The following is a 17765-nucleotide window of genomic DNA, read 5'->3' on the forward strand; positions in this document are numbered from 1 at the left end:
CATGGCTGCCGACGAGATCCTGATCCTGGCCGGCGGCTTCGGCACCCGGCTGCGAAGCGAAGTGCCCCACCTGCCCAAGCCCCTGGCCCCGGTGGCCGGACGCCCGTTCCTGGCCTATCTGTTGAATCGCTATGCGGCCGCCGGCATGCGTCGTGTGATCCTGGCGACCGGTTACCTAGGTGATGTTGTCGAGCAGACCATCGGCAGGAAGTGGGCGGGCATGGAAGTGGTCTACTCGCGTGAGGAGACGCCGCTCGGCACCGGTGGCGCGATCGCTGCCGCGGCACGGCTGGCGCAGGGTGACGGGCTGCACGTCTGCAATGGCGACACCTACCTCGAGTACTCGCCGGCAGCACTGGAAGCGGCTGCAAAGGGTCTGCCGATGTCGATCGCGCTGGCGCGTGTGGATGATGTCTCACGCTACGGCACGGTGGATGTCGAGCAGGGCAGGGTGCTGCGCTTCCATGAGAAGCGCCCGGGTGGTGCCGGCCTGATCAATGCCGGCAGCTATTTCCTCAGCGCGCAGGCGCTGGCCAGCCTGCCGGACGAAGTCTCCTTCTCGTTCGAAAAGCAGGTGCTGGAACCGGCCGTAGCCGCTGGGCGGGTCGGCGCGCTGGTGGAGACCGCTGCGTTCATCGACATCGGCGTGCCGGAGGATTTCTATCGCGCGCAGACGTTGCTTGGAGCAGCCTGATGACAGTGCTGCCAAACGTGCCGGGCTTCGTCGCCGGGCCGGTCACAAGGCGGCCCGGTGCGCCAGTACTTTTCCTTGATCGGGACGGAGTGATCAACGTCAATCACGGCTACGTGCATACACCGGATCGGACTGAGTGGGTTCCCGGTATCCTGCCGCTGCTGGCCGATGCTGCGCGTTTGGGCTACCAGGTTGTGGTGGTGACCAACCAGGCCGGCATCGCACGTGGCTTCTACAGCGTCAATGACTTCACCGACTACACGCACTGGCAGCACGAGCAGTTGCTGCAGGCCGGCGCGCCGCTGCTGGGCACGTGGTTCTGCCCGCATCATCCGCAGGCCGGCCAGGGTGAATTCAAGATTGAATGCCTGTGCCGAAAGCCCGAACCGGGCATGTTGCTGAAGGCGATCGAGGAGTTTTCGATTGACCCGGCGCAGGCGGTATTCGTTGGCGACAAGATCTCGGATATGCAGGCGGGGGCGGCTGCAGGCATAGGGAAGCTGCTCCTGATCGCAGGCGACATCGGCAAGGGTGCTGCGCCGCAGCAGGCCATCATGGTGCCTGACCTCGCTGCGGTGCAGCGTCAGCTGTAGCCGGTTATCCACAAAGTCCGCTGGATGCCGTAGCAATCCTGTGCTGCTAGGATGCCTTCTCCATCCTTCCGGGAGAGGGCTGTGGCGCGCTTCAGATCTGTGTCGTCGACGGGTAACTGTCTGCTGTGCAATGAGCCGGCCACTGCCTTCAGGGTGGTTGATGGCGTGCAGTATCTTGAATGTGGCATCTGCGATTTCATATTCGCCGACCCGGCGCTGATAGCATCGATCGATGCTGGCCAATCTCCCCGGGAATACGACGAGGACTACTGGCGCTCCGAATTGCAGTCGGCACGTGACCGGTCTTTCGGGTCGTCGTTGGCAAGGTTGGGGGAGGCGTTGCTCTACTGCTCCATTCCCGTCCAGCGCTTCATCGATATCGGCACGGGACCGGGTTTTCTGCTCGATGCGGTGCAGCGCTACCTGCCGAAGAGTTCGCATTGCTTCTACGGCGTAGAGAAGTTTCCACCCGAGCCGGCGTACCGCTCCAGCCACGCGAATTACAGGTGCGGCGATCTGGCCGACATTGGGATGACGTTCGAATGTGGTATCTGCGTGGAAGTAGTTGAACATCTGACCCCGTCGATGGCGAGGTCGTTGGCGAGCTCCCTACGCAAGGTCGCGGCTCCGGGGGGGCTGTTTCTGTTCAATACCGGACTGACTGAGTATGTACGGACCGAGGATCCAGGCTACCTTGATCCGTTCCACCGGGGGCATATCACCTGCTGGTCGGAAAGCGCTGCGCGCCGGCTGTTCGAGCCTCTGGGCTTCCGCGTGCTCCCGCTGCAGGGCAAGAGCTGGGCTTTCGTGGTCGAAGTCCTTTCCGGCGACCCACGCCAGCAGGTTCCGCTGGCTGATCGCATCTGGTCGGCGCCGCAGGCCAACGTCGATCTTTTGACTGATGAGGACATGGGGACGGTCATGCACATCCTGGCCCGGGAGAGCGCTCGGGCTTACATCTAGTCCGTCTGGCCCCTTCTGCGGCGCTACCTCGAGGTCAGCCCCGGAGCGCGCGACCCACAGTGTGTCGCACTGTTACTATCTCGGTCCGGCTGCTGATGGCATCGCGGCGGAATGGCCATGTACGTGCCTGCTGTTACCCACGGATCCTGCCGGATCGTGGGCCGCGCGGTCGCGGCGTACAGGAAGCGAGGCCTTGCGGCGGTTTGAATCAATGGAGCAGTGTGTCGATGTTTAACAAGATCCTGGCTGTAAAGACGGTGGTGCGCCTGGTGGACCTGGCGGCCATCGCAGCGATGACGTTCGCGCTGTCCATCTACTTCTATCATCCCTATTACTTCGGCGACGAGATGTTCTCCTTCAACTTCGGAGAGCACAGCGGCAACACCCTGATGGGGGTTTTCACCGGGCTGAACAGCTACAAGCCACGCATCGTCATGAACTTCATCTGGGCGGTCATCGTCTCCCAGGATCTTCCGCGCTGGATGACCATGCTGGTCAATTGTGCGGCGTTGGCAGGATGTGCCGCGCTGGTCTACGGGATCGCGCGGGTGCATTTCAATGCTCGCCGAAGCGCTGCCCTGTTGGCTGCGGCGATGATGGTGGCGTGTCGTTTCAACATCATGCTGTACTTCGACTACGTTTCGGGAACGGTCGAGGCGCTCAGTCTCCTGTTCCTCCTGGCCGGTGTTGCCGTGTCCATGTCCGGTCTGGTGTTCCTGCAGCACCAGCGCGCTTCCTGCCTGGGATTGGCGCTGCTGCTCTTCATCCTGGCGGTGTTCACTCATGAGCGCTACGCATTGGCGCTGCTGGGCCTGTCCGGCGTGGCGATGCTGCGCTGGTGGCCTATGCGCAGGTCAGTCGGCGCCCGGCCCCTGGTATTCGCCCTGGTCACTGCTGTTGTTCCGCTCGGCCTGTACATCGTTGCCGTGAAAGTGCTGTCCAACCAGCCGGTGGCGATGGGTACCTCCGGACAGACTGTCAGCGTATCGCTGGACACAATGAAAGTGTCGGCCACCTACCTGGTCAACCTTTTCCTGGGTGGTAATCACGGCCCACAGTACTTCGTTGGCATGTTCAACCATGCGGCGCCCCGCTACATGTATCTCTTTGTGCCGCTGGCCGCAGTCTCCCTGTTGGCCTGGTGCCTGCCGTGGCTGCGCCCGCAGTGGCGTTCGACGACCTACTTCATGCCGATGCTGGCCTTCCTGGCCGCGATTGTCGGCCTGGTTGCGATTGCGAGCCTGCCCGGTTCAGCGCGGCAGGAGGCCCGCTGGATGTACCCGGCCATGGCGTTCCTGCTGCTGTTTGTCTTTGCCGGCTATCGGCACCGGGCGCAGATCATCATCCTGTCGGTACTGGCCGTCACCCAGTTGTTCTACCTGTTCTTCGGCAGTATGTGGTCGATTGCCAGCATCACTGGCGCGCGTCTGGCCGTATCCATCAGCGATTCGCTGAGTACCCTGCGCCAGGCTGGAGACGGTGTGGTCGTAGCTGGGCCCGAGCCGGACATCAGCTGGGTGCTCGGTGAAGATGGCAAGGTCTATTGCCGCCTTAACCTGCCGAAGGGGCATTGCCTCTATCCGCGTGCCGAATTCAGCAAGGGTAATGTCAAGGAATTCAGCTATGGCCTTGTGGTGGGTGAGCCCAATCTGCGCGGCCGTCCGGGATTCAGCGTGATATCCGCTGAACAGGCCAAGCGTCTGATGGATCCTGCGGCGTTACCAGCTCCTACCCATCAGCTGGGTGGGGGCAAGGAGTGGCCGGAATGGATGGGTATTCCGGATGAACGGGTAAGCAGCGAGGGATTGGAGCTCCGCGGACTGTCGGAACTGACCCGTCGGCAGGCTGCTGAGGAACTTGATCGCCACATTGTCCTGTACACCGCCCAGTCTGCCAATGGGCAGCCCGGCAGGATGCGCCTGCAGATCAATTGGCATGGCGCGGACGGCGGGTTCATTTCGACTCAGATCGAAGTGGTGGATGTGGGTCTGGTGCCCCGTTCCTATCCCCTGCTGGCAGTTGCCCCCAGCGGCGCGACCCATGCCTATGTCTATGCGACGCTGCCTGACGACCACTCGGGTAGGGTGCTGCTGCGCAACATCGGAGTGGCCAATCCTTGATCGGCTCCCGAAGGGGGCTATGTTAAGATTACAAAGCCAATGCCCTGCGCCTTGGGGGCGCGACAACCGATCCGAGGCTTGGGAGCATAGGTGGTGTGGAAAGTGGAGCAGGAGAAGATTGTTCGCCTCCTCAAATCCGAGAAGTTGCGATTCCTGATTGTGGGCGCGGGCAATACCGTGATCGGCTATGCCTGCTTCCTGCTGACGTTCGCACTCATGGATCCCTGGGCAGGCCCGGTAGCCATTCTTGTCGCCGCCTATCTGGTCGCACTTCCCATAGCCTTCGTCAATCAGCGGGTGTTCGTGTTCCGTTCACGGGCGCCTTGGGTACGCGAGTTCGGCCGGTTCCTGCTGGCCAACTCCACGATATTCGCAATCAATGTGGTAGCACTGCCGATCTGCATAAGGCTCTCTGAAGGTGACCCGCGCGTCGTCCAGGGAGTGTTCGTGATGGTTTCGACTGTCGCGAGCTATTTTGCTCACAAGTATTTCTCTTTTTCCCGGTGACCCGATGCGTCGTATTCCGTTGTTGATTCCGAGGATGCCGTCTGCGGACAAGGTGTATCCGTATCTCCGAAAGATTGACCAGAATCGGATTTACACCAATTACGGCCCTTTGAACGCCGAGTTCGAGCAGCGCCTGGCGACCGAACTCGGCCAGGGGCTTGAGCCGGCCCATCTGACGACTGTCTCCAACTGCACCGTCGGTCTCGAGCTGGCTATCCAGGCGCTTGCCTTGCGTGCAGGCGCGCGGGTCCTGTTGCCCTCGCTCACCTTCGTCGCCACGGCCACGGCGATTGTCAGGGTGGGGGCGACCCCGCTGTTCAGCGACATCGACCCTTCCGGCTGGTGCCTGACTCCGGCCATTGCCGAGGAGGCGCTGGCGCGGGGTGAGATCTTTGACCTGGTGATGCCGGTCAGTACATTCGGCAAGCAGCACGATGTCACCGCCTGGGATGACTTCAGCGCAAAGACCGGTATCCCGGTGCTGATCGACGCGGCAGGTGCCTTCGGGAACCAGCCGATCGGCCGCACGACGGACGTTGTGTTCAGCTTCCACGCGACGAAATCCATCGGCAGCGGTGAGGGCGGATTGATCGTGTCGTTCAATGCCGAGCGCATCCGGCGCATCCGTCAGTTGGCCAACTTCGGCATCGACGCCGCCCGTGGCGAGCTGATCGGACTGGGGACCAACGGCAAGCTCAGTGAGTATCACGCTGCAGTCGGGTTGGCGGCACTGGACGAGTGGCCCGACATTGTCGAGCAGCGGCGCGAGCTGCATGCCCGCTACCTGCGTAAGCTGCAGCAGGCCTGCCCGAGCGTGGGGCTGCAAGAAAAGGATCCCGATGGTATCTATCCGCTGCTTCCGGTGCTCCTGCCTGACGGTGTCGACGCGCTGGCCATCGGTGACGCATTGCGCGAGCAGGGTATCGATACCCGGCGGTGGTACTGCCCGCCGTTGCACGCGCATGGCGTGCTGGCCCATTTCGACCGCTCGGACTCGCTGGGTGTTACCGCTGCCATCGGCGACCGCATCCTCGGTCTGCCGTTCTTCGCCGGTATCACTGACGAGGAGATCGGTACCGTGGTCGATTCGCTCGCACGGGCGATTTCCACCGAGACCGCCGGAGTCGTCCAGTGAGCACGATCAGCTACGTCATTCCGGTCTATCACAATGAAGGTTCAATCGAGCTGACCTGGGCTGGGATCCGCGACCTGTTCGCCACCAGCCTGCCCGAACACGACTACGAGATCGTGTTCGTGAATGATGGCTCCAAGGATGGCTCCCATGCAGAGATGCTGCGTGTCAGTGCGCAGGATCCGCGCGTGCGATCGATCTCCTTCACCCGCAACTTCGGCCAGCTGTCGGCTACGTTGGCCGGCTTCGACGCCGCCAGCGGCGACGCGGTCATCAACATGTCCGCAGACATGCAGGATCCGATCGAGTTGACCGCCGAGATGATCCGCAAGTGGGAACAGGGCAATGAAGTGGTCATCGCGCATCGTGCGGACCGTGAGGACAACTTCACTTCCTCGATGTTTTCCCGCATTGTCTACGGCATCCTGCGCATGTCCAACCCGAACATGCCGGCGGGCGGGTTCGATTTCACCCTGATGAGCCGCCGTGCGCTGACGCTCTTCATGAGCATGAAGGGGCGCCATCGTTTCTTCCAGGGTGACGTGCTCTGGGCCGGCTTCCCGACCGCCTACATTCCGTACGTGCGGCGCAAGCGCGAGATCGGCAAGTCGCAGTACAACTTCAGCAAGAAGCTGAAACTGGCCTTCGATTTCATCATCGACGGTTCCTATCTTCCGATCCGTCTCATGTCCTTGTCCGGCACCGTGCTGGCCATGCTGGGGCTTTGCTATGCCGTCGTGATCGCGGTTTCGCGCCTGTTCGACCTGACGCCGTTCTCGGGCTGGGCGCCGATCATGGTGGCGATCCTGGTGGTGGGCGGCATGATCATGTTGATGCTGGGTGTCATCGGCGAATACCTGTGGCGGATTCTCGACGAGATCCGTGCCAAGCCGATGTACATCGTCCGAGAAGATACAGCTGAAAAGGCTGCCATTTCCAAGAATGAGCTGGAGTAACACTGATGAGTAACAACGACGAGCGACTGGTATCGGTCTATTCGGCCGCCCTGAACATCGACGCTTCCCGCGTGGTCGATGGTCTGCTTTACAACAGCATTCCGGAATGGGATTCGATTGCCCACATGCTGCTGGTTTCGCAGCTTGAGAATGAGTTCGATGTCATGTTCGACACTGATGACATCATCGATATGAGCTCGGTCGCCAAGGCCAAGGAAATCCTGGCGAAGCACGGCGTCGAGTTCTGATATGGCCGGTTTGCTGGAGGGAAAGGTTGCCCTTATCACGGGGGCGTCCCGCGGCATCGGAGAGGCAACGGTTCGTGCCTACCTGCAGCAGGGCGCACACGTTGTGGCGACTGCCAGGGACACCGCCGCTCTGCAGCCGCTGCTCGACAGCGTGCGCACGAGCATGCCTGAGGCACGGCTGGAGGCGGTTCCGCTTGACGTGACCGATCCGGTTTCCGTGCGTGATGCTTTCCAGTCCGTGTTCAAGCAGCACCGCCGGCTGGACGTGCTCGTTTCGAACGCGGGCGTCCTGCAGGATGCCCTTATCGGCATGGTCACGCCTGAGCAGATCCAGGCGGTATTCTCGGTCAACACCTATGGCGTCCTGTATTGTGCCCAGTATGCGAGCCGACTGATGGCACGCAACGGTGGTGGCTCGATCATCAATCTTGCATCCATCATCGGCGTGACCGGCAACGTTGGCCAGGCGGTCTACGGTGGCAGCAAAGCGGCCGTGGTCGGCATCACCCTCTCGCTCTCCAAGGAGCTCGCGCCGAACAACATCCGCGTCAATGCGATCGCGCCAGGATTCATCGACACGGACATGGCGCGCTCCATTGGTTCGGAGAAATATGCCGAACGCGTTGCGTCCATCGCCATGGACCGGGTGGGTGCGCCGGCAGAGGTGGCCAACGTGGCAGTCTTCCTCGGATCGGATCTGGCGTCCTATGTGACCGGTCAGGTGATCGGGGTCGACGGCGGGATGCTGATCTGATGTTCGCCCGCGTACTGGAACAGCACGGCGACCAGATTGCCGTGATCCTTCCCGGCGGAGAGTCACTGGCATACCGCGAACTGGCCGCGCGCGCGGACGCTGCGTGGGCTGCTGTCGATCCGGCCTGGGGCGTCATCGCCCTCGAATGCGCCAATACGCTGGACAACCTGCTGGCCTATCTGGGCGCGCTGCGTGCAGGGCAGCCCGTACTGCTGCTGGATGCCTCGTTGAATGACACACTGCGCGAGCAGGTCATTGATCATTACAGCATCAGCCACGTGCGCCGTCCTGATGGCCAGTGGCATGCAACTGGCAGGCGCGCGGCCGCAGTTTCTGCTGAACTGGCAGTCCTGCTGCCGACATCGGGTAGCACGGGATCGTCAAAGCTGGTGCGTCTTTCTGCAGGAAACCTGCAGGCCAACGCCCAGTCGATCCAGGATTACCTGGGGATCGACAGCGCGCAGCGGGCAATCACCTCGTTGCCCATGCATTACTCCTACGGTCTGTCGGTGATCAACAGTCACCTGCTGGCCGGTGCGACGTTGCTGCTGACTGCCGAGTCCGTGGTTTCCAGGTCATTCTGGGACTTTTTCCGGCAGCACGAAGCGACGAGTCTCTCCGGTGTTCCGACCCACTACGAGATGCTGAAGCAGTTCCGCTTCGAGCGCATGTCGCTGCCTTCACTGCAGACCCTGACGCAGGCGGGAGGCCGCTTGGCCGAGTCGACCATCGAGTGGTTCCACAACTTGGCCGAGCAGCGCGGCCAGCGCTTCTTCGTGATGTACGGCCAGACCGAGGCCACAGCCCGGATTGCCTATGTCCCCCATGACGTGTTGGCCAGCAAGATCGGGTCGGTTGGTGTTGCCATTCCAGGCGGAATGCTATCGTTGGTGGACGAGCAGGGGCGGGCCATCGAGCGGGCCGGTGAGGTGGGTGAGCTGTGCTATCGCGGCGCGAATGTGATGCTGGGGTACGCCGAGGGTCCTGGCGATCTGGCGTTGGGCGACATCCAGCAGGGTGTGCTCAGTACGGGTGACCTGGCGCGTTTTGACGACGACGGGTACTACTACGTGGTTGGCCGCTTGAAGCGGATGATCAAGGTATTCGGCAACCGCTTCGGCCTGGACGAGATGGAGTCCAAGCTGCGAGCCGATGGCTGGGATGTGGTCATGACCGGACGCGACGACCTTGTTGTCGCGATCCTTGTCCGGCCTGAGGATGATGTCTGCGAGCGTCTGAGGCGGGAGATCGCGGCGCGCTACAAGCTGAATCCAATCGCGGTGAGGGTGCTGCCGGTCGACGCCATTCCGCTGTCCTCGTCGGGCAAGATTCTGTATGCAGATCTCCTTCAACAGGCTGAGGCAGGCCAAGGGGCGGCCCGTGCAACGTGATTACTTTGACCTGCCTGTCTATGGCGTCGGGGCTGCCGAGAAGGAAGTCCTGCTCAAGCAGCTGCTGAGCAGCTTGACCGTGCATCATGCCGAGCACTGCACGCCCTATGCGCGCGTGCTGCAGGCCCACGGGCATACGCCCGGCTCGGAACAAAGCGTCGACCAGATTCCTTTCCTGCCCGTACGCCTGTTCAAGGAGTTCGAGCTCAGCTCGACCCCGGCCGATCAGCGCTTCAAGGTCCTCACCTCGTCGGGCACGACGTCGCAGACGGTCTCCAGGATCATCCTTGATCGCGATACGGCGGCTGCGCAAACGCGCGCGCTGGTGCTGATCATGCAGCAGTTCCTCGGCAAGGCGCGCCTGCCGATGCTCATCATCGATCATCCCGGTGTGGTGAAGGATCGCGCCAATTTTTCCGCGCGTGGCGCTGGCATTCTTGGCCTGTCCAATTTTGGGCGTGACCATACCTACGCATTGAACGACGATATGTCGATCAATCTCGAGGCAGTGAATGTGTTCCTGGAGCGGCATGCTGGCCAGCGCGTGTTCCTGTTCGGCTTCACCTTCATGGTCTGGAAGTACTTTGTCCAGGCGTTGAAGGGGCGCAGTGATGTGCCGCGGTTCAGTGATGCCGTACTCATCCACAGTGGTGGCTGGAAGAAGCTGCAGGATGAGGCGGTAAGCAATGAAGAGTTCAAGCGGTCGCTGGCCGAGAGTTTCAGTATCGGCGCTGTGCACAATTTCTACGGTATGGTCGAACAGGTTGGTTCGATCTTCGTCGAGTGCGAGCACGGTCGCCTGCACTGTCCTGCCTTTGCTGATGTGAAGATCCGTGCGCCGAGCACGTGGGAGCCTCTGCCGGCAAACGTGCCAGGCCTTATCCAGGTGCTGTCGGTGTTGCCTACGAGTTACCCGGGCCATAGCCTGCTGACCGAGGACATCGGCGAGTGGACCGGCGTGGACGATTGTCCGTGTGGCCGCCTGGGCCGCACGTTCCGCGTGCATGGCCGGGTGGCGCGCGCAGAACTGCGTGGTTGCAGCGATACCCATGCTGCCGATGCAGCAACCGCCCCCTTTGATGCACGCCCATGAGTAATTACGAGTCCCTTATCGCGACGGCCCCTGACCTGGAGGTCTTGGCCGAGGCCCCTCCGCTTCCCGCGTTCGCCGAGCCCTCGGTGGCATTCGTCGATGCTCTGTCTGCAGAGCTGTTCCGCATGCCGGAGGCACGGAGTTATCCCGAGCTGAGCGCGCTGGCATTCTGGATGCGGCGCTCGAACATCGTGCGGCTGAAGGAAGCCCATGGTCGCCGTCACGACGGTCATCTGTCAGTGGCACGCGGAACGGTTCTGCATTTCGCGCCTTCCAACGTGGACACGATCTTTGTCTACTCCTGGTTCATTTCGCTCCTGTGTGGTAACCGCAACATCGTCAGGTTGTCGACGAAGGCATCGGTGCAGACCGACCTGTTGGTTGCTGCCATCGGCCGGGTAAGCACGCGTCCTGAGCATGCCGAGATTGCCAGGCGCAGCCTGGTGGTGCGCTATGCGGCTGATGCTCGCACCACTGCATTGTTGTCCGCTCACTGCGATACGCGTGTTATCTGGGGCGGCGATGCGACAGTTGCAGCCATCCGTCAGGTGCCCTTGCCACCGACTGCGACCGAGATTGCATTTGCAAACAAGTTCTCGCTCGGTCTCTTCGATGCGGCCGGCTGGATATTCGCTTCGCCCGAGCAGAAGGCGCGCTGGATCGATGGGTTCTTCAACGATGCCTATTGGTTCGATCAGATGGCCTGTTCGTCGCCGCGGCTGATTCTCTGGATCGGAAGCCCGGCGCAGGTGGATCAGGCACGGGACGGCTTCTGGCCCGCATTGGAACAGAAGGTACGGGAAAAGGGTGTTTCCTTCGGCGACGTCGACTATGTGAACAAGCGAATCGCGCAGGATGTGCTTTCCATCGAGGCCGATGTCAGCATTCCGGCGGCGAGCGGCAACAATGTTGCGCGCCTCTGGCTTGAGGTTCCGGCATTGCATGCCGATGCACATTGCGGTGCGGGACTCTTCTTCGAGTCTCGTATTGCGCATCTGGATGCGCTTCGCCCACTGCTTTCCCGCAAGGTTCAAACGGTTTCCTACCTCGGTATGCCATCGGATCAGCTGCGGTCCTTCGTGCAGCAGGCGCCGTTGGCCGGTGTTGACCGCTTCGTACCGGTGGGAAGTGCGCTTGATTTCAGCAGTGTCTGGGACGGTTTTGATCTGATGACCGTGTTCACGCGCGAAATCACGGTCGCCTGATCGAAGTTACGTTCAGAACGGAGAAGACGGATGCCATTGCTTAATGATCGTGCCATCGATTCGGTGGTGATTGCCGGGGCCGGTGGCTTCGGCATGGAAGTCTTCGATTACCTCAGTGCAGACGCCCGCGGTGGCGGGCCGATGATCTCCGGATTCATTGATGACGGTGCAGATAATCCGATTCCTGCCCAGCTTGGTTCGACCCACCTTGGGGCAATCGGCGACTATCGGCCCGTAGAACGCGAAGCTGTGGTCGTTGCGGTTGGCTCGGTGAAGGGACGTCGACTCATCCTGTCACGTCTCTGGGAGATGGGGGTGTACGCTCCCCCGTTCGTGTCGGCCAACACGGTGATCTCTCCGAATGCGCAGTTCGGGGATGGTGTACTGGTGTGTCCCTTCAGCGTGATCAACCGCAATGCGACGCTGGGCCGGGGAGCGGCGGTGAACGTGCATTGCAGTGTGGGCCACGGTGCCCGTGTCGGGGAGTTCAGCATCCTTTCTCCCTACGCTGCGCTCAATGGCGATGCGTCGATCGGCGACGATTGCTTCCTGGGTACCCGCGCGACGATCTATCCCAGGACCCGTTTGGGAGCCGGGTGCATTGTCGACAGCCATACCGGTGTGCGCGCAAGTGCAGGTGATCGCCAGATGGTCTCCGCGCGCGGAACCTATCAGGTGATCGCGCTCCGGACCTAACGATCCGGAGCACGATCGGAGCGGATCAAGCCAGCGCCGCTTCCAGCTCCGGCAGGATCGCAAACAGATCCCCCACCAGACCAATATCGGCAATCTCAAAGATCGGCGAATCCGGATCCTTGTTGATCGCGACGATCGTGCCGGCATCCTTGATGCCGGTCAGGTGCTGGATGGCGCCACTGATGCCGACGGCCACGTAAAGTTCCGGGGCGATGATCTTGCCGGTCTGGCCGACCTGCAGGTCGCTGGGCACGTAGCCGGCATCAACCGCAGCGCGCGAGGCACCGACGGCGGCACCGAGCTTGTCGGCCAGCTGGAAGATCACCTTGAAGTTCTCTTCCGAACCGACGCCGCGGCCACCGGAGACCACGCGCTTGGCGCTCTGCAGGTCCGGGCGGTCGCTGGCACCGGCGGCGAGGCCGACGAAGCGGGTGTGGGTCGGCAGGGCAGCATCGACGCTGGCCGCTTCGATGGTGGCGCTACCGCCCTGGGCGGCTTCCGGCCACGAGGCGGCACGCACGGTGGCGACCACGATCTGGTCGGCCGGGGCTTCCACGGTGATGATCGCGTTGCCGGCGTAGATCGGACGCTTGAAGGTGTGGCTGCCTTCGACGGTCATCAGGTCGGAGACTTGGTTGACGCCCAGCAGGGCAGCCACGCACGGCATCAGGTCCTTGCCGAAAGTGGTCGACGGGCCGAACACGTGGGTGTAGCCCTTGGCCAGCTGCGCGATCTGCGGCGCCAGCACCTGCGCGATGGCCTGCGCGTTAGCAGCGTTGGCCACGGTCAGGACCTTGGCGACGCCGGTGATCTTCGCGGCCTCCGCAGCCACGGCAGCCGGATCGGCGGCCAGCACCAGCACGTCGATGCTGGCACCGCCGATGGCGGCAGCGGCGCTGACGGTCTTGGCGGTGGCGGCGTTGAGCTTGCCGTCATGGTGCTCGGCGATGACGAGAATCCTGCTCATTACAGCAACCCCTTCTGCTTGAGTGCGGCCACCAGTTCGGCCGCGTCCTTGACCATCACACCCTTGCTGCGCTTGGACGGCGCGGCGTACTGGGTGGTCTTGAAGGTATCGGCGGCTTCAACGCCGAGGTCGGCCAGCTGCACGGTCTCCAGCGGCTTGGCCTTGGCCTTCATGATGTCCGGTAGCTTGATGAAGCGCGGCTCGTTCAGGCGCAGGTCGGTGGTGACCACCGCCGGCAGATCGACTTCCAGCGTTTCCAGGCCGGCGTCGACTTCGCGGATCACCGTGGCCTTGCCGTCGGCAAGGTCCAGCTTGCTGGCGAAGGTCGCCTGCGGACGGCCCCACAGCGTAGCCAGCATCTGGCCGGTCTGGTTGGCGTCGTCGTCGATGGCCTGCTTGCCCAGGATCACCAGGTCCGGCTGTTCCTTCTCGATCAGCTTGAGCAGGGTGCGTGCGGCGGTCAGCGGCTGGATGGCCTGGTCGGTGACCACATGGACCGCGCGGTTGGCGCCCATGGCCAGGCCGTTGCGCAGGTGCGCCTGGGCGTCGGCCGGGGCGATGGTGGCGACCACGACCTCGCTGGCGATGCCCTTGTCGCGCAGGCGCAGGGCTTCTTCCAGCGCGATTTCATCGAAGGGGTTGGGGGACAGCTTGACGCCGTCGGTGACCACGCCGGAACCGTCCGGCTTGACCTGAATGCGGACGTTGTAGTCCACCACGCGCTTGTACGCGACGAGGATTTTCATCTGGTACGGGGTCCTTCAATAACGGGGAGAACGTCCGGTCCTCGTAAAGCAACCGGTTCGGGGGTGGGATCCCGATTCTAGCTGGCTTGAGGGAACCATGCGAATGCGTATGGTTATGCTGCGGTGCGGCATGAGTGTGCCGCGTACTGCTGCTCGTTCACGGTGCGAAGGCAGTCGTGAAGGTGCCCCCGATGTATCCTGTTGCGCTGAATCAGGTTGCGGCATGCGACCCATTTGAATCATCAACAGGAGAACAGGTAGTGCCCACATGGCTTGTCACCGGCGGTGCCGGATTCATTGGCGGTAACTTTGTTCTCGAAGCGGTCGCCCGTGGCATCAAGGTCGTCAATCTCGACGCCCTGACCTACGCCGGCAACCTGAAGACCCTGTCCAGCCTGGACGGCAACCCGAACCATGTGTTCGTGCAGGGTGACATCGGCGACAGCGCCCTGGTCACCCGCCTGCTGGCCGAACACCAGCCGGACGCGGTGCTCAATTTCGCCGCCGAGAGCCACGTCGACCGTTCCATCGATGGCCCGGGTGCCTTCATCCAGACCAATGTGGTGGGCACTCTGGGCCTGCTGGAAGCCGTGCGTGATTACTGGAAGGCGCTGCCGGCCGAGCAGGGCGCGGCGTTCCGCTTCCTGCACGTGTCGACCGACGAGGTGTACGGCACCCTGGGCGAGACCGGCAAGTTCAGCGAAACCACGCCGTACGCCCCGAATTCCCCCTATTCGGCGTCAAAGGCCGCTTCGGACCACCTGGTGCGTGCGTTCCACCACACCTACGGGTTGCCGGTGCTGACCACCAACTGCTCCAACAACTACGGCCCGTACCACTTCCCGGAGAAGCTCATTCCGCTGGTGATCGCCAAGGCGCTGGCCGGCGAGCCGCTGCCGGTGTACGGCGATGGCAAGCAGGTGCGCGACTGGCTGTTCGTGTCCGATCACTGCGAAGCGATCCGCACCGTGCTGGCCAAGGGCCAGGTCGGTGAGACCTATAACGTCGGCGGCAATTCGGAAAAGCAGAACATCGAAGTGGTGCAGGCGATCTGCGCGCTGCTGGACCAGCGCCGCCCGCGCGCGGACGGCCAGCCGCGCAGCAGCCAGATCACCTATGTCACTGACCGCCCCGGCCATGACCGCCGCTATGCGATCGACGCGTCCAAGCTGAAGAACGATCTGGGCTGGGAACCGGCCTACACCTTCGAGCAGGGCATCGCCTTCACCGTCGACTGGTACCTGGACAACCAGGACTGGGTCAACGGCGTGCTGGACGGCAGCTACCGTCTGCAGCGCATCGGCACTGCGGCCTGAACCCTGGAGACGACATGACGCAGCGTAAAGGCATCATCCTCGCCGGCGGCTCCGGCACCCGGCTGTATCCGATCACCAAGGGCGTCAGCAAGCAGCTGCTGCCGGTGTACGACAAACCGATGATCTATTACCCGCTCAGCGTGCTGATGCTGGCGGGCATCCGCGAGGTGCTGATCATCAACACCCCGCACGAGCAGGCACTTTTCCAGCAGCTGCTGGGCGACGGCTCGCAGTGGGGCATGGACATCCAGTACGCGGTGCAGCCGAGCCCCGATGGCCTGGCCCAGGCCTACCTGATCGGCCGTGATTTCGTCGCCGGCAAGCCGAGCTGCCTGGTGCTGGGCGACAACATCTTCCACGGCCACGGCCTGCGCGACGTGCTCAAGCGCGCCGATGAGCGCGTGGAAGGCTCCACGGTGTTCGGTTACTGGGTCAATGACCCGGAGCGCTATGGCGTGGCCGAGTTCGACAAGAGTGGCAAGGTCATCGACCTGGTCGAGAAGCCCGAGAAACCGCGCTCGAACTACGCAGTGACCGGCCTGTACTTCTACGATGGCAATGCCAGCGCGCATGCGGCTGAACTCAGGCCGTCGCCGCGTGGTGAGCTGGAAATCACCGATCTCAACAAGCGCTACCTGGCCGAAGGCAACCTGCATCTGGAAGCCCTGGGCCGTGGCTATGCCTGGCTCGACACCGGTACCCATCAATCGCTGCTGGAGGCGTCCAACTTCATCGAGACCATCCAGACCCGCCAGGGCCTGCAGGTCTGCTGCCCGGAGGAAATTGCGTTCGGCCAGGGCTGGATCAACGCCGAGCAGCTGGAAGCACTGGCGGCACCACTGATCAAGAATGGCTACGGCCAGTACCTGCACACGCTGGCCCAGCGCGGAGTGGTTCCGTGAAAGTAATCGAGACGTCACTGCCGGGATGCCGGGTCATCGAGCCGGCGGTGTTCGGCGACGAACGTGGCTTCTTCTACGAAACCTGGAACGCCGAGCGCTTCGCTGCATTGGGCCTGCCGGAGCGCTTCGTGCAGAGCAATGTCTCCACCTCTGCCAAGGGCGTGCTGCGAGGCCTGCATTACCAGTGGCCGCGCCCGCAGGGCAAGCTGGTGACCGTGCTGGAGGGCGAGGTCTACGACGTCGCCGTGGATATCCGCCGCGGCTCGCCGACCTTCGGGCGTTGGGAAGCGGTGGTACTGAGCGCTGAGAACAGGCGGCAGTTCTGGATTCCGGAAGGCTTCGCCCACGGATTCGCCGTGCTGTCCGAGCGCGCTCTGTTCAGCTATCTGTGCACGGATGTCTACGTCAAGGAAGCCGATGCGGGTATCCGCTGGAACGACGCTGACATCGCCGTGGACTGGCCGGTCAGTGCACCGACCTTGTCGGCCAAGGACGAGAACGCGCCGTTCCTGAAGGACGTTGCTGAAGACCGCCTGCCGGTCTACGTGCCATGACCGTGCTGGTGTTCGGTGGCAATGGCCAGGTCGGCCAGGAGCTGCTGCGCGCGCTGGCCCCGCTGGGAGCAGTGGTAGCCACCACCCGTAGCGGCCAGCTGCCCGACGGCAGCGCCTGCGAAACCGCCGATTTCGGCCAGCCCGACAGCCTGCCTGCCTTGCTGGACCGCGTGCAGCCGTCGCTGGTGGTCAATGCGGCCGCTTACACCGCCGTTGACCGCGCAGAGCAGGACGCTGATGCGGCCTTCGCTGCCAACGCGCAGGCGCCGGGCGTAATCGCGCGCTGGTGCGCGGCCCACGGCGTGCCGTTCGTACATTACTCCACCGACTACGTATTCGATGGTCAGGGCAGCGCGCCCTACCGCGAAGACGAGCCGACCGCCCCGCTGGGCGTGTATGGCACCAGTAAGCGCGATGGCGAAGACGCGGTGCGTGCGGCCGGTGGCCGCCATCTGATTTTCCGCACGGCGTGGGTGTATGCCTCGCACGGCGCGAACTTCCTGCGCACCATGCTGCGCGTCGGGGCCGAGCGCGATGCGTTGCGGGTGGTGGCCGACCAGGTCGGCACGCCGACGCCGGCCGCGCTGATCGCTGATGTCACCTTGCAGGCGCTGCAGCATCCGGGGCAGTTGTCGGGTACCTGGCACCTGACCGCCAGCGGCCAGACCAGCTGGCATGGGTTCGCCGAAGCGATCTTCGCCGAGGCGTTGGTCACCGGCGTGTTGGCCAAGGTGCCGACGGTCGAGGCGATTCCCAGCTCCGAGTATCCGACCCCGGCCAAGCGTCCGGCCTGGTCGGTGCTGGACAACCGCAAGCTGCAGCAGGATTTCGGCATCGTGCTGCCAACTTGGCAGGACGGCCTGAAGCGGGTGATGGCGGAGATTGCCTGACCCTGTAGGCGGCGTGCCGACCAACGGTCGGCACCCAC

19 protein-coding genes are annotated in these 17765 nt (G+C 62.9%); 17 read left to right on the forward strand and 2 right to left on the reverse strand.

Annotated elements, in window-relative coordinates:
- The first annotated feature begins 1 nt into the window (after position 1).
- From A7X97_RS16585 to A7X97_RS16645, 13 genes are all read left to right on the forward strand, one after another.
- Complete coding sequence (locus A7X97_RS16585) at positions 2-694, forward strand: sugar phosphate nucleotidyltransferase (protein WP_111008198.1); 693 nt, start codon at positions 2-4, stop codon at positions 692-694.
- Between the two features lie 17 nt (positions 695-711).
- On the forward strand, positions 712-1287 hold the full coding sequence (locus tag A7X97_RS16590; protein WP_164093334.1) for a D-glycero-alpha-D-manno-heptose-1,7-bisphosphate 7-phosphatase: 576 nt from the start codon (positions 712-714) through the stop codon (positions 1285-1287).
- A gap of 165 nt (positions 1288-1452) precedes the next feature.
- Complete coding sequence (locus A7X97_RS16595) at positions 1453-2250, forward strand: methyltransferase domain-containing protein (RefSeq protein WP_164093335.1); 798 nt, start codon at positions 1453-1455, stop codon at positions 2248-2250.
- A 227-nt stretch (positions 2251-2477) separates the two neighbouring features.
- Positions 2478-4370: a hypothetical protein gene (locus tag A7X97_RS16600; protein ID WP_111008201.1), complete on the forward strand. Its 1893-nt coding sequence runs from the start codon at positions 2478-2480 to the stop codon at positions 4368-4370.
- Positions 4371-4460: 90 nt separating this feature from the next.
- Complete coding sequence (locus A7X97_RS16605) at positions 4461-4877, forward strand: GtrA family protein (RefSeq protein WP_080375070.1); 417 nt, start codon at positions 4461-4463, stop codon at positions 4875-4877.
- A 4-nt stretch (positions 4878-4881) separates the two neighbouring features.
- Positions 4882-6012 (forward strand): DegT/DnrJ/EryC1/StrS family aminotransferase, encoded by a 1131-nt coding sequence (locus A7X97_RS16610; RefSeq protein WP_111008202.1) that lies wholly within the window; start codon positions 4882-4884, stop codon positions 6010-6012.
- The gene (locus A7X97_RS16615; RefSeq protein ID WP_111008203.1) at positions 6009-6965 is read left to right on the forward strand and encodes a glycosyltransferase family 2 protein; all 957 of its coding nucleotides are present in this window, start codon (positions 6009-6011) and stop codon (positions 6963-6965) included. Before A7X97_RS16610 ends, A7X97_RS16615 begins: the two co-directional genes overlap by 4 nt.
- A gap of 5 nt (positions 6966-6970) precedes the next feature.
- Entirely contained in the window at positions 6971-7213 is a 243-nt protein-coding gene (locus A7X97_RS16620; RefSeq protein WP_043398768.1) for an acyl carrier protein, read from the forward strand.
- A 1-nt stretch (position 7214) separates the two neighbouring features.
- Positions 7215-7967 (forward strand): SDR family NAD(P)-dependent oxidoreductase, encoded by a 753-nt coding sequence (locus A7X97_RS16625; RefSeq protein WP_111008204.1) that lies wholly within the window; start codon positions 7215-7217, stop codon positions 7965-7967.
- The gene (locus tag A7X97_RS16630; RefSeq protein WP_111008205.1) at positions 7967-9358 is read left to right on the forward strand and encodes an AMP-binding protein; all 1392 of its coding nucleotides are present in this window, start codon (positions 7967-7969) and stop codon (positions 9356-9358) included. Before A7X97_RS16625 ends, A7X97_RS16630 begins: the two co-directional genes overlap by 1 nt.
- On the forward strand, positions 9303-10451 hold the full coding sequence (locus A7X97_RS16635) for a LuxE/PaaK family acyltransferase (protein WP_111008206.1): 1149 nt from the start codon (positions 9303-9305) through the stop codon (positions 10449-10451). Before A7X97_RS16630 ends, A7X97_RS16635 begins: the two co-directional genes overlap by 56 nt.
- Entirely contained in the window at positions 10448-11656 is a 1209-nt protein-coding gene (locus tag A7X97_RS16640) for an acyl-CoA reductase (RefSeq protein WP_111008207.1), read from the forward strand. The genes A7X97_RS16635 and A7X97_RS16640 overlap by 4 nt, the downstream gene beginning before the upstream one ends.
- Before the next feature lie 30 nt (positions 11657-11686).
- Positions 11687-12352, forward strand: a complete 666-nt coding sequence (locus tag A7X97_RS16645) for a PglD-related sugar-binding protein (protein WP_111008208.1) — start codon at positions 11687-11689, stop codon at positions 12350-12352.
- 25 nt (positions 12353-12377) lie between these two features.
- Here A7X97_RS16645 and A7X97_RS16650 read toward each other — a convergent pair whose 3' ends face one another.
- Together A7X97_RS16650 and A7X97_RS16655 are read right to left on the reverse strand one after the other, a co-directional pair.
- Complete coding sequence (locus A7X97_RS16650) at positions 12378-13319, reverse strand: electron transfer flavoprotein subunit alpha/FixB family protein (protein WP_111008209.1); 942 nt, start codon at positions 13317-13319, stop codon at positions 12378-12380.
- Positions 13319-14065 carry an electron transfer flavoprotein subunit beta/FixA family protein gene (locus A7X97_RS16655; RefSeq protein WP_111008210.1) on the reverse strand — a complete coding sequence of 249 codons (747 nt, stop codon included), beginning with the start codon at positions 14063-14065 and terminating at the stop codon, positions 13319-13321. The genes A7X97_RS16650 and A7X97_RS16655 overlap by 1 nt, the downstream gene beginning before the upstream one ends.
- Positions 14066-14325: 260 nt before the next feature.
- Here A7X97_RS16655 and rfbB point away from each other — a divergent pair, with 260 nt between their 5' ends.
- From rfbB to rfbD, 4 genes are read left to right on the forward strand one after another with little or no spacing between them, the layout of a single operon-like run.
- The gene (rfbB, locus tag A7X97_RS16660) at positions 14326-15381 is read left to right on the forward strand and encodes a dTDP-glucose 4,6-dehydratase (protein ID WP_111008211.1); all 1056 of its coding nucleotides are present in this window, start codon (positions 14326-14328) and stop codon (positions 15379-15381) included.
- 14 nt (positions 15382-15395) lie between these two features.
- Positions 15396-16283 (forward strand): glucose-1-phosphate thymidylyltransferase RfbA, encoded by an 888-nt coding sequence (gene rfbA, locus A7X97_RS16665; protein WP_111008212.1) that lies wholly within the window; start codon positions 15396-15398, stop codon positions 16281-16283.
- Positions 16280-16837 (forward strand): dTDP-4-dehydrorhamnose 3,5-epimerase, encoded by a 558-nt coding sequence (gene rfbC / locus A7X97_RS16670; protein ID WP_049416859.1) that lies wholly within the window; start codon positions 16280-16282, stop codon positions 16835-16837. The genes rfbA and rfbC overlap by 4 nt, the downstream gene beginning before the upstream one ends.
- Positions 16834-17727, forward strand: a complete 894-nt coding sequence (gene rfbD, locus A7X97_RS16675) for a dTDP-4-dehydrorhamnose reductase (RefSeq protein ID WP_111008213.1) — start codon at positions 16834-16836, stop codon at positions 17725-17727. The genes rfbC and rfbD overlap by 4 nt, the downstream gene beginning before the upstream one ends.
- The last annotated feature ends 38 nt before the right edge of the window (positions 17728-17765 follow it).

The sequence above is a fragment of the Stenotrophomonas sepilia genome (assembly GCF_003244875.1).
Lineage (GTDB): Bacteria > Pseudomonadota > Gammaproteobacteria > Xanthomonadales > Xanthomonadaceae > Stenotrophomonas > Stenotrophomonas sepilia.

Excerpts from the sequence above, each read along its gene's own strand:
- A7X97_RS16600 (WP_111008201.1), top strand. The coding sequence starts at position 2,478 with ATGTTTAACAAGATCCTGGCTGTAAAGACGGTGGTGCGCCTGGTGGAC.
- rfbA (WP_111008212.1), top strand. The coding sequence starts at position 15,396 with ATGACGCAGCGTAAAGGCATCATCCTCGCCGGCGGCTCCGGCACCCGG.
- rfbD (WP_111008213.1), top strand. The coding sequence starts at position 16,834 with ATGACCGTGCTGGTGTTCGGTGGCAATGGCCAGGTCGGCCAGGAGCTG.
- A7X97_RS16635 (WP_111008206.1), top strand. The coding sequence starts at position 9,303 with ATGCAGATCTCCTTCAACAGGCTGAGGCAGGCCAAGGGGCGGCCCGTG.
- A7X97_RS16645 (WP_111008208.1), top strand. The coding sequence starts at position 11,687 with ATGCCATTGCTTAATGATCGTGCCATCGATTCGGTGGTGATTGCCGGG.
- A7X97_RS16650 (WP_111008209.1), bottom strand. The coding sequence starts at position 13,319 with ATGAGCAGGATTCTCGTCATCGCCGAGCACCATGACGGCAAGCTCAAC.
- A7X97_RS16620 (WP_043398768.1), top strand. The coding sequence starts at position 6,971 with ATGAGTAACAACGACGAGCGACTGGTATCGGTCTATTCGGCCGCCCTG.
- A7X97_RS16625 (WP_111008204.1), top strand. The coding sequence starts at position 7,215 with ATGGCCGGTTTGCTGGAGGGAAAGGTTGCCCTTATCACGGGGGCGTCC.
- A7X97_RS16655 (WP_111008210.1), bottom strand. The coding sequence starts at position 14,065 with ATGAAAATCCTCGTCGCGTACAAGCGCGTGGTGGACTACAACGTCCGC.
- A7X97_RS16585 (WP_111008198.1), top strand. The coding sequence starts at position 2 with ATGGCTGCCGACGAGATCCTGATCCTGGCCGGCGGCTTCGGCACCCGG.
- A7X97_RS16640 (WP_111008207.1), top strand. The coding sequence starts at position 10,448 with ATGAGTAATTACGAGTCCCTTATCGCGACGGCCCCTGACCTGGAGGTC.
- A7X97_RS16610 (WP_111008202.1), top strand. The coding sequence starts at position 4,882 with ATGCGTCGTATTCCGTTGTTGATTCCGAGGATGCCGTCTGCGGACAAG.
- A7X97_RS16630 (WP_111008205.1), top strand. The coding sequence starts at position 7,967 with ATGTTCGCCCGCGTACTGGAACAGCACGGCGACCAGATTGCCGTGATC.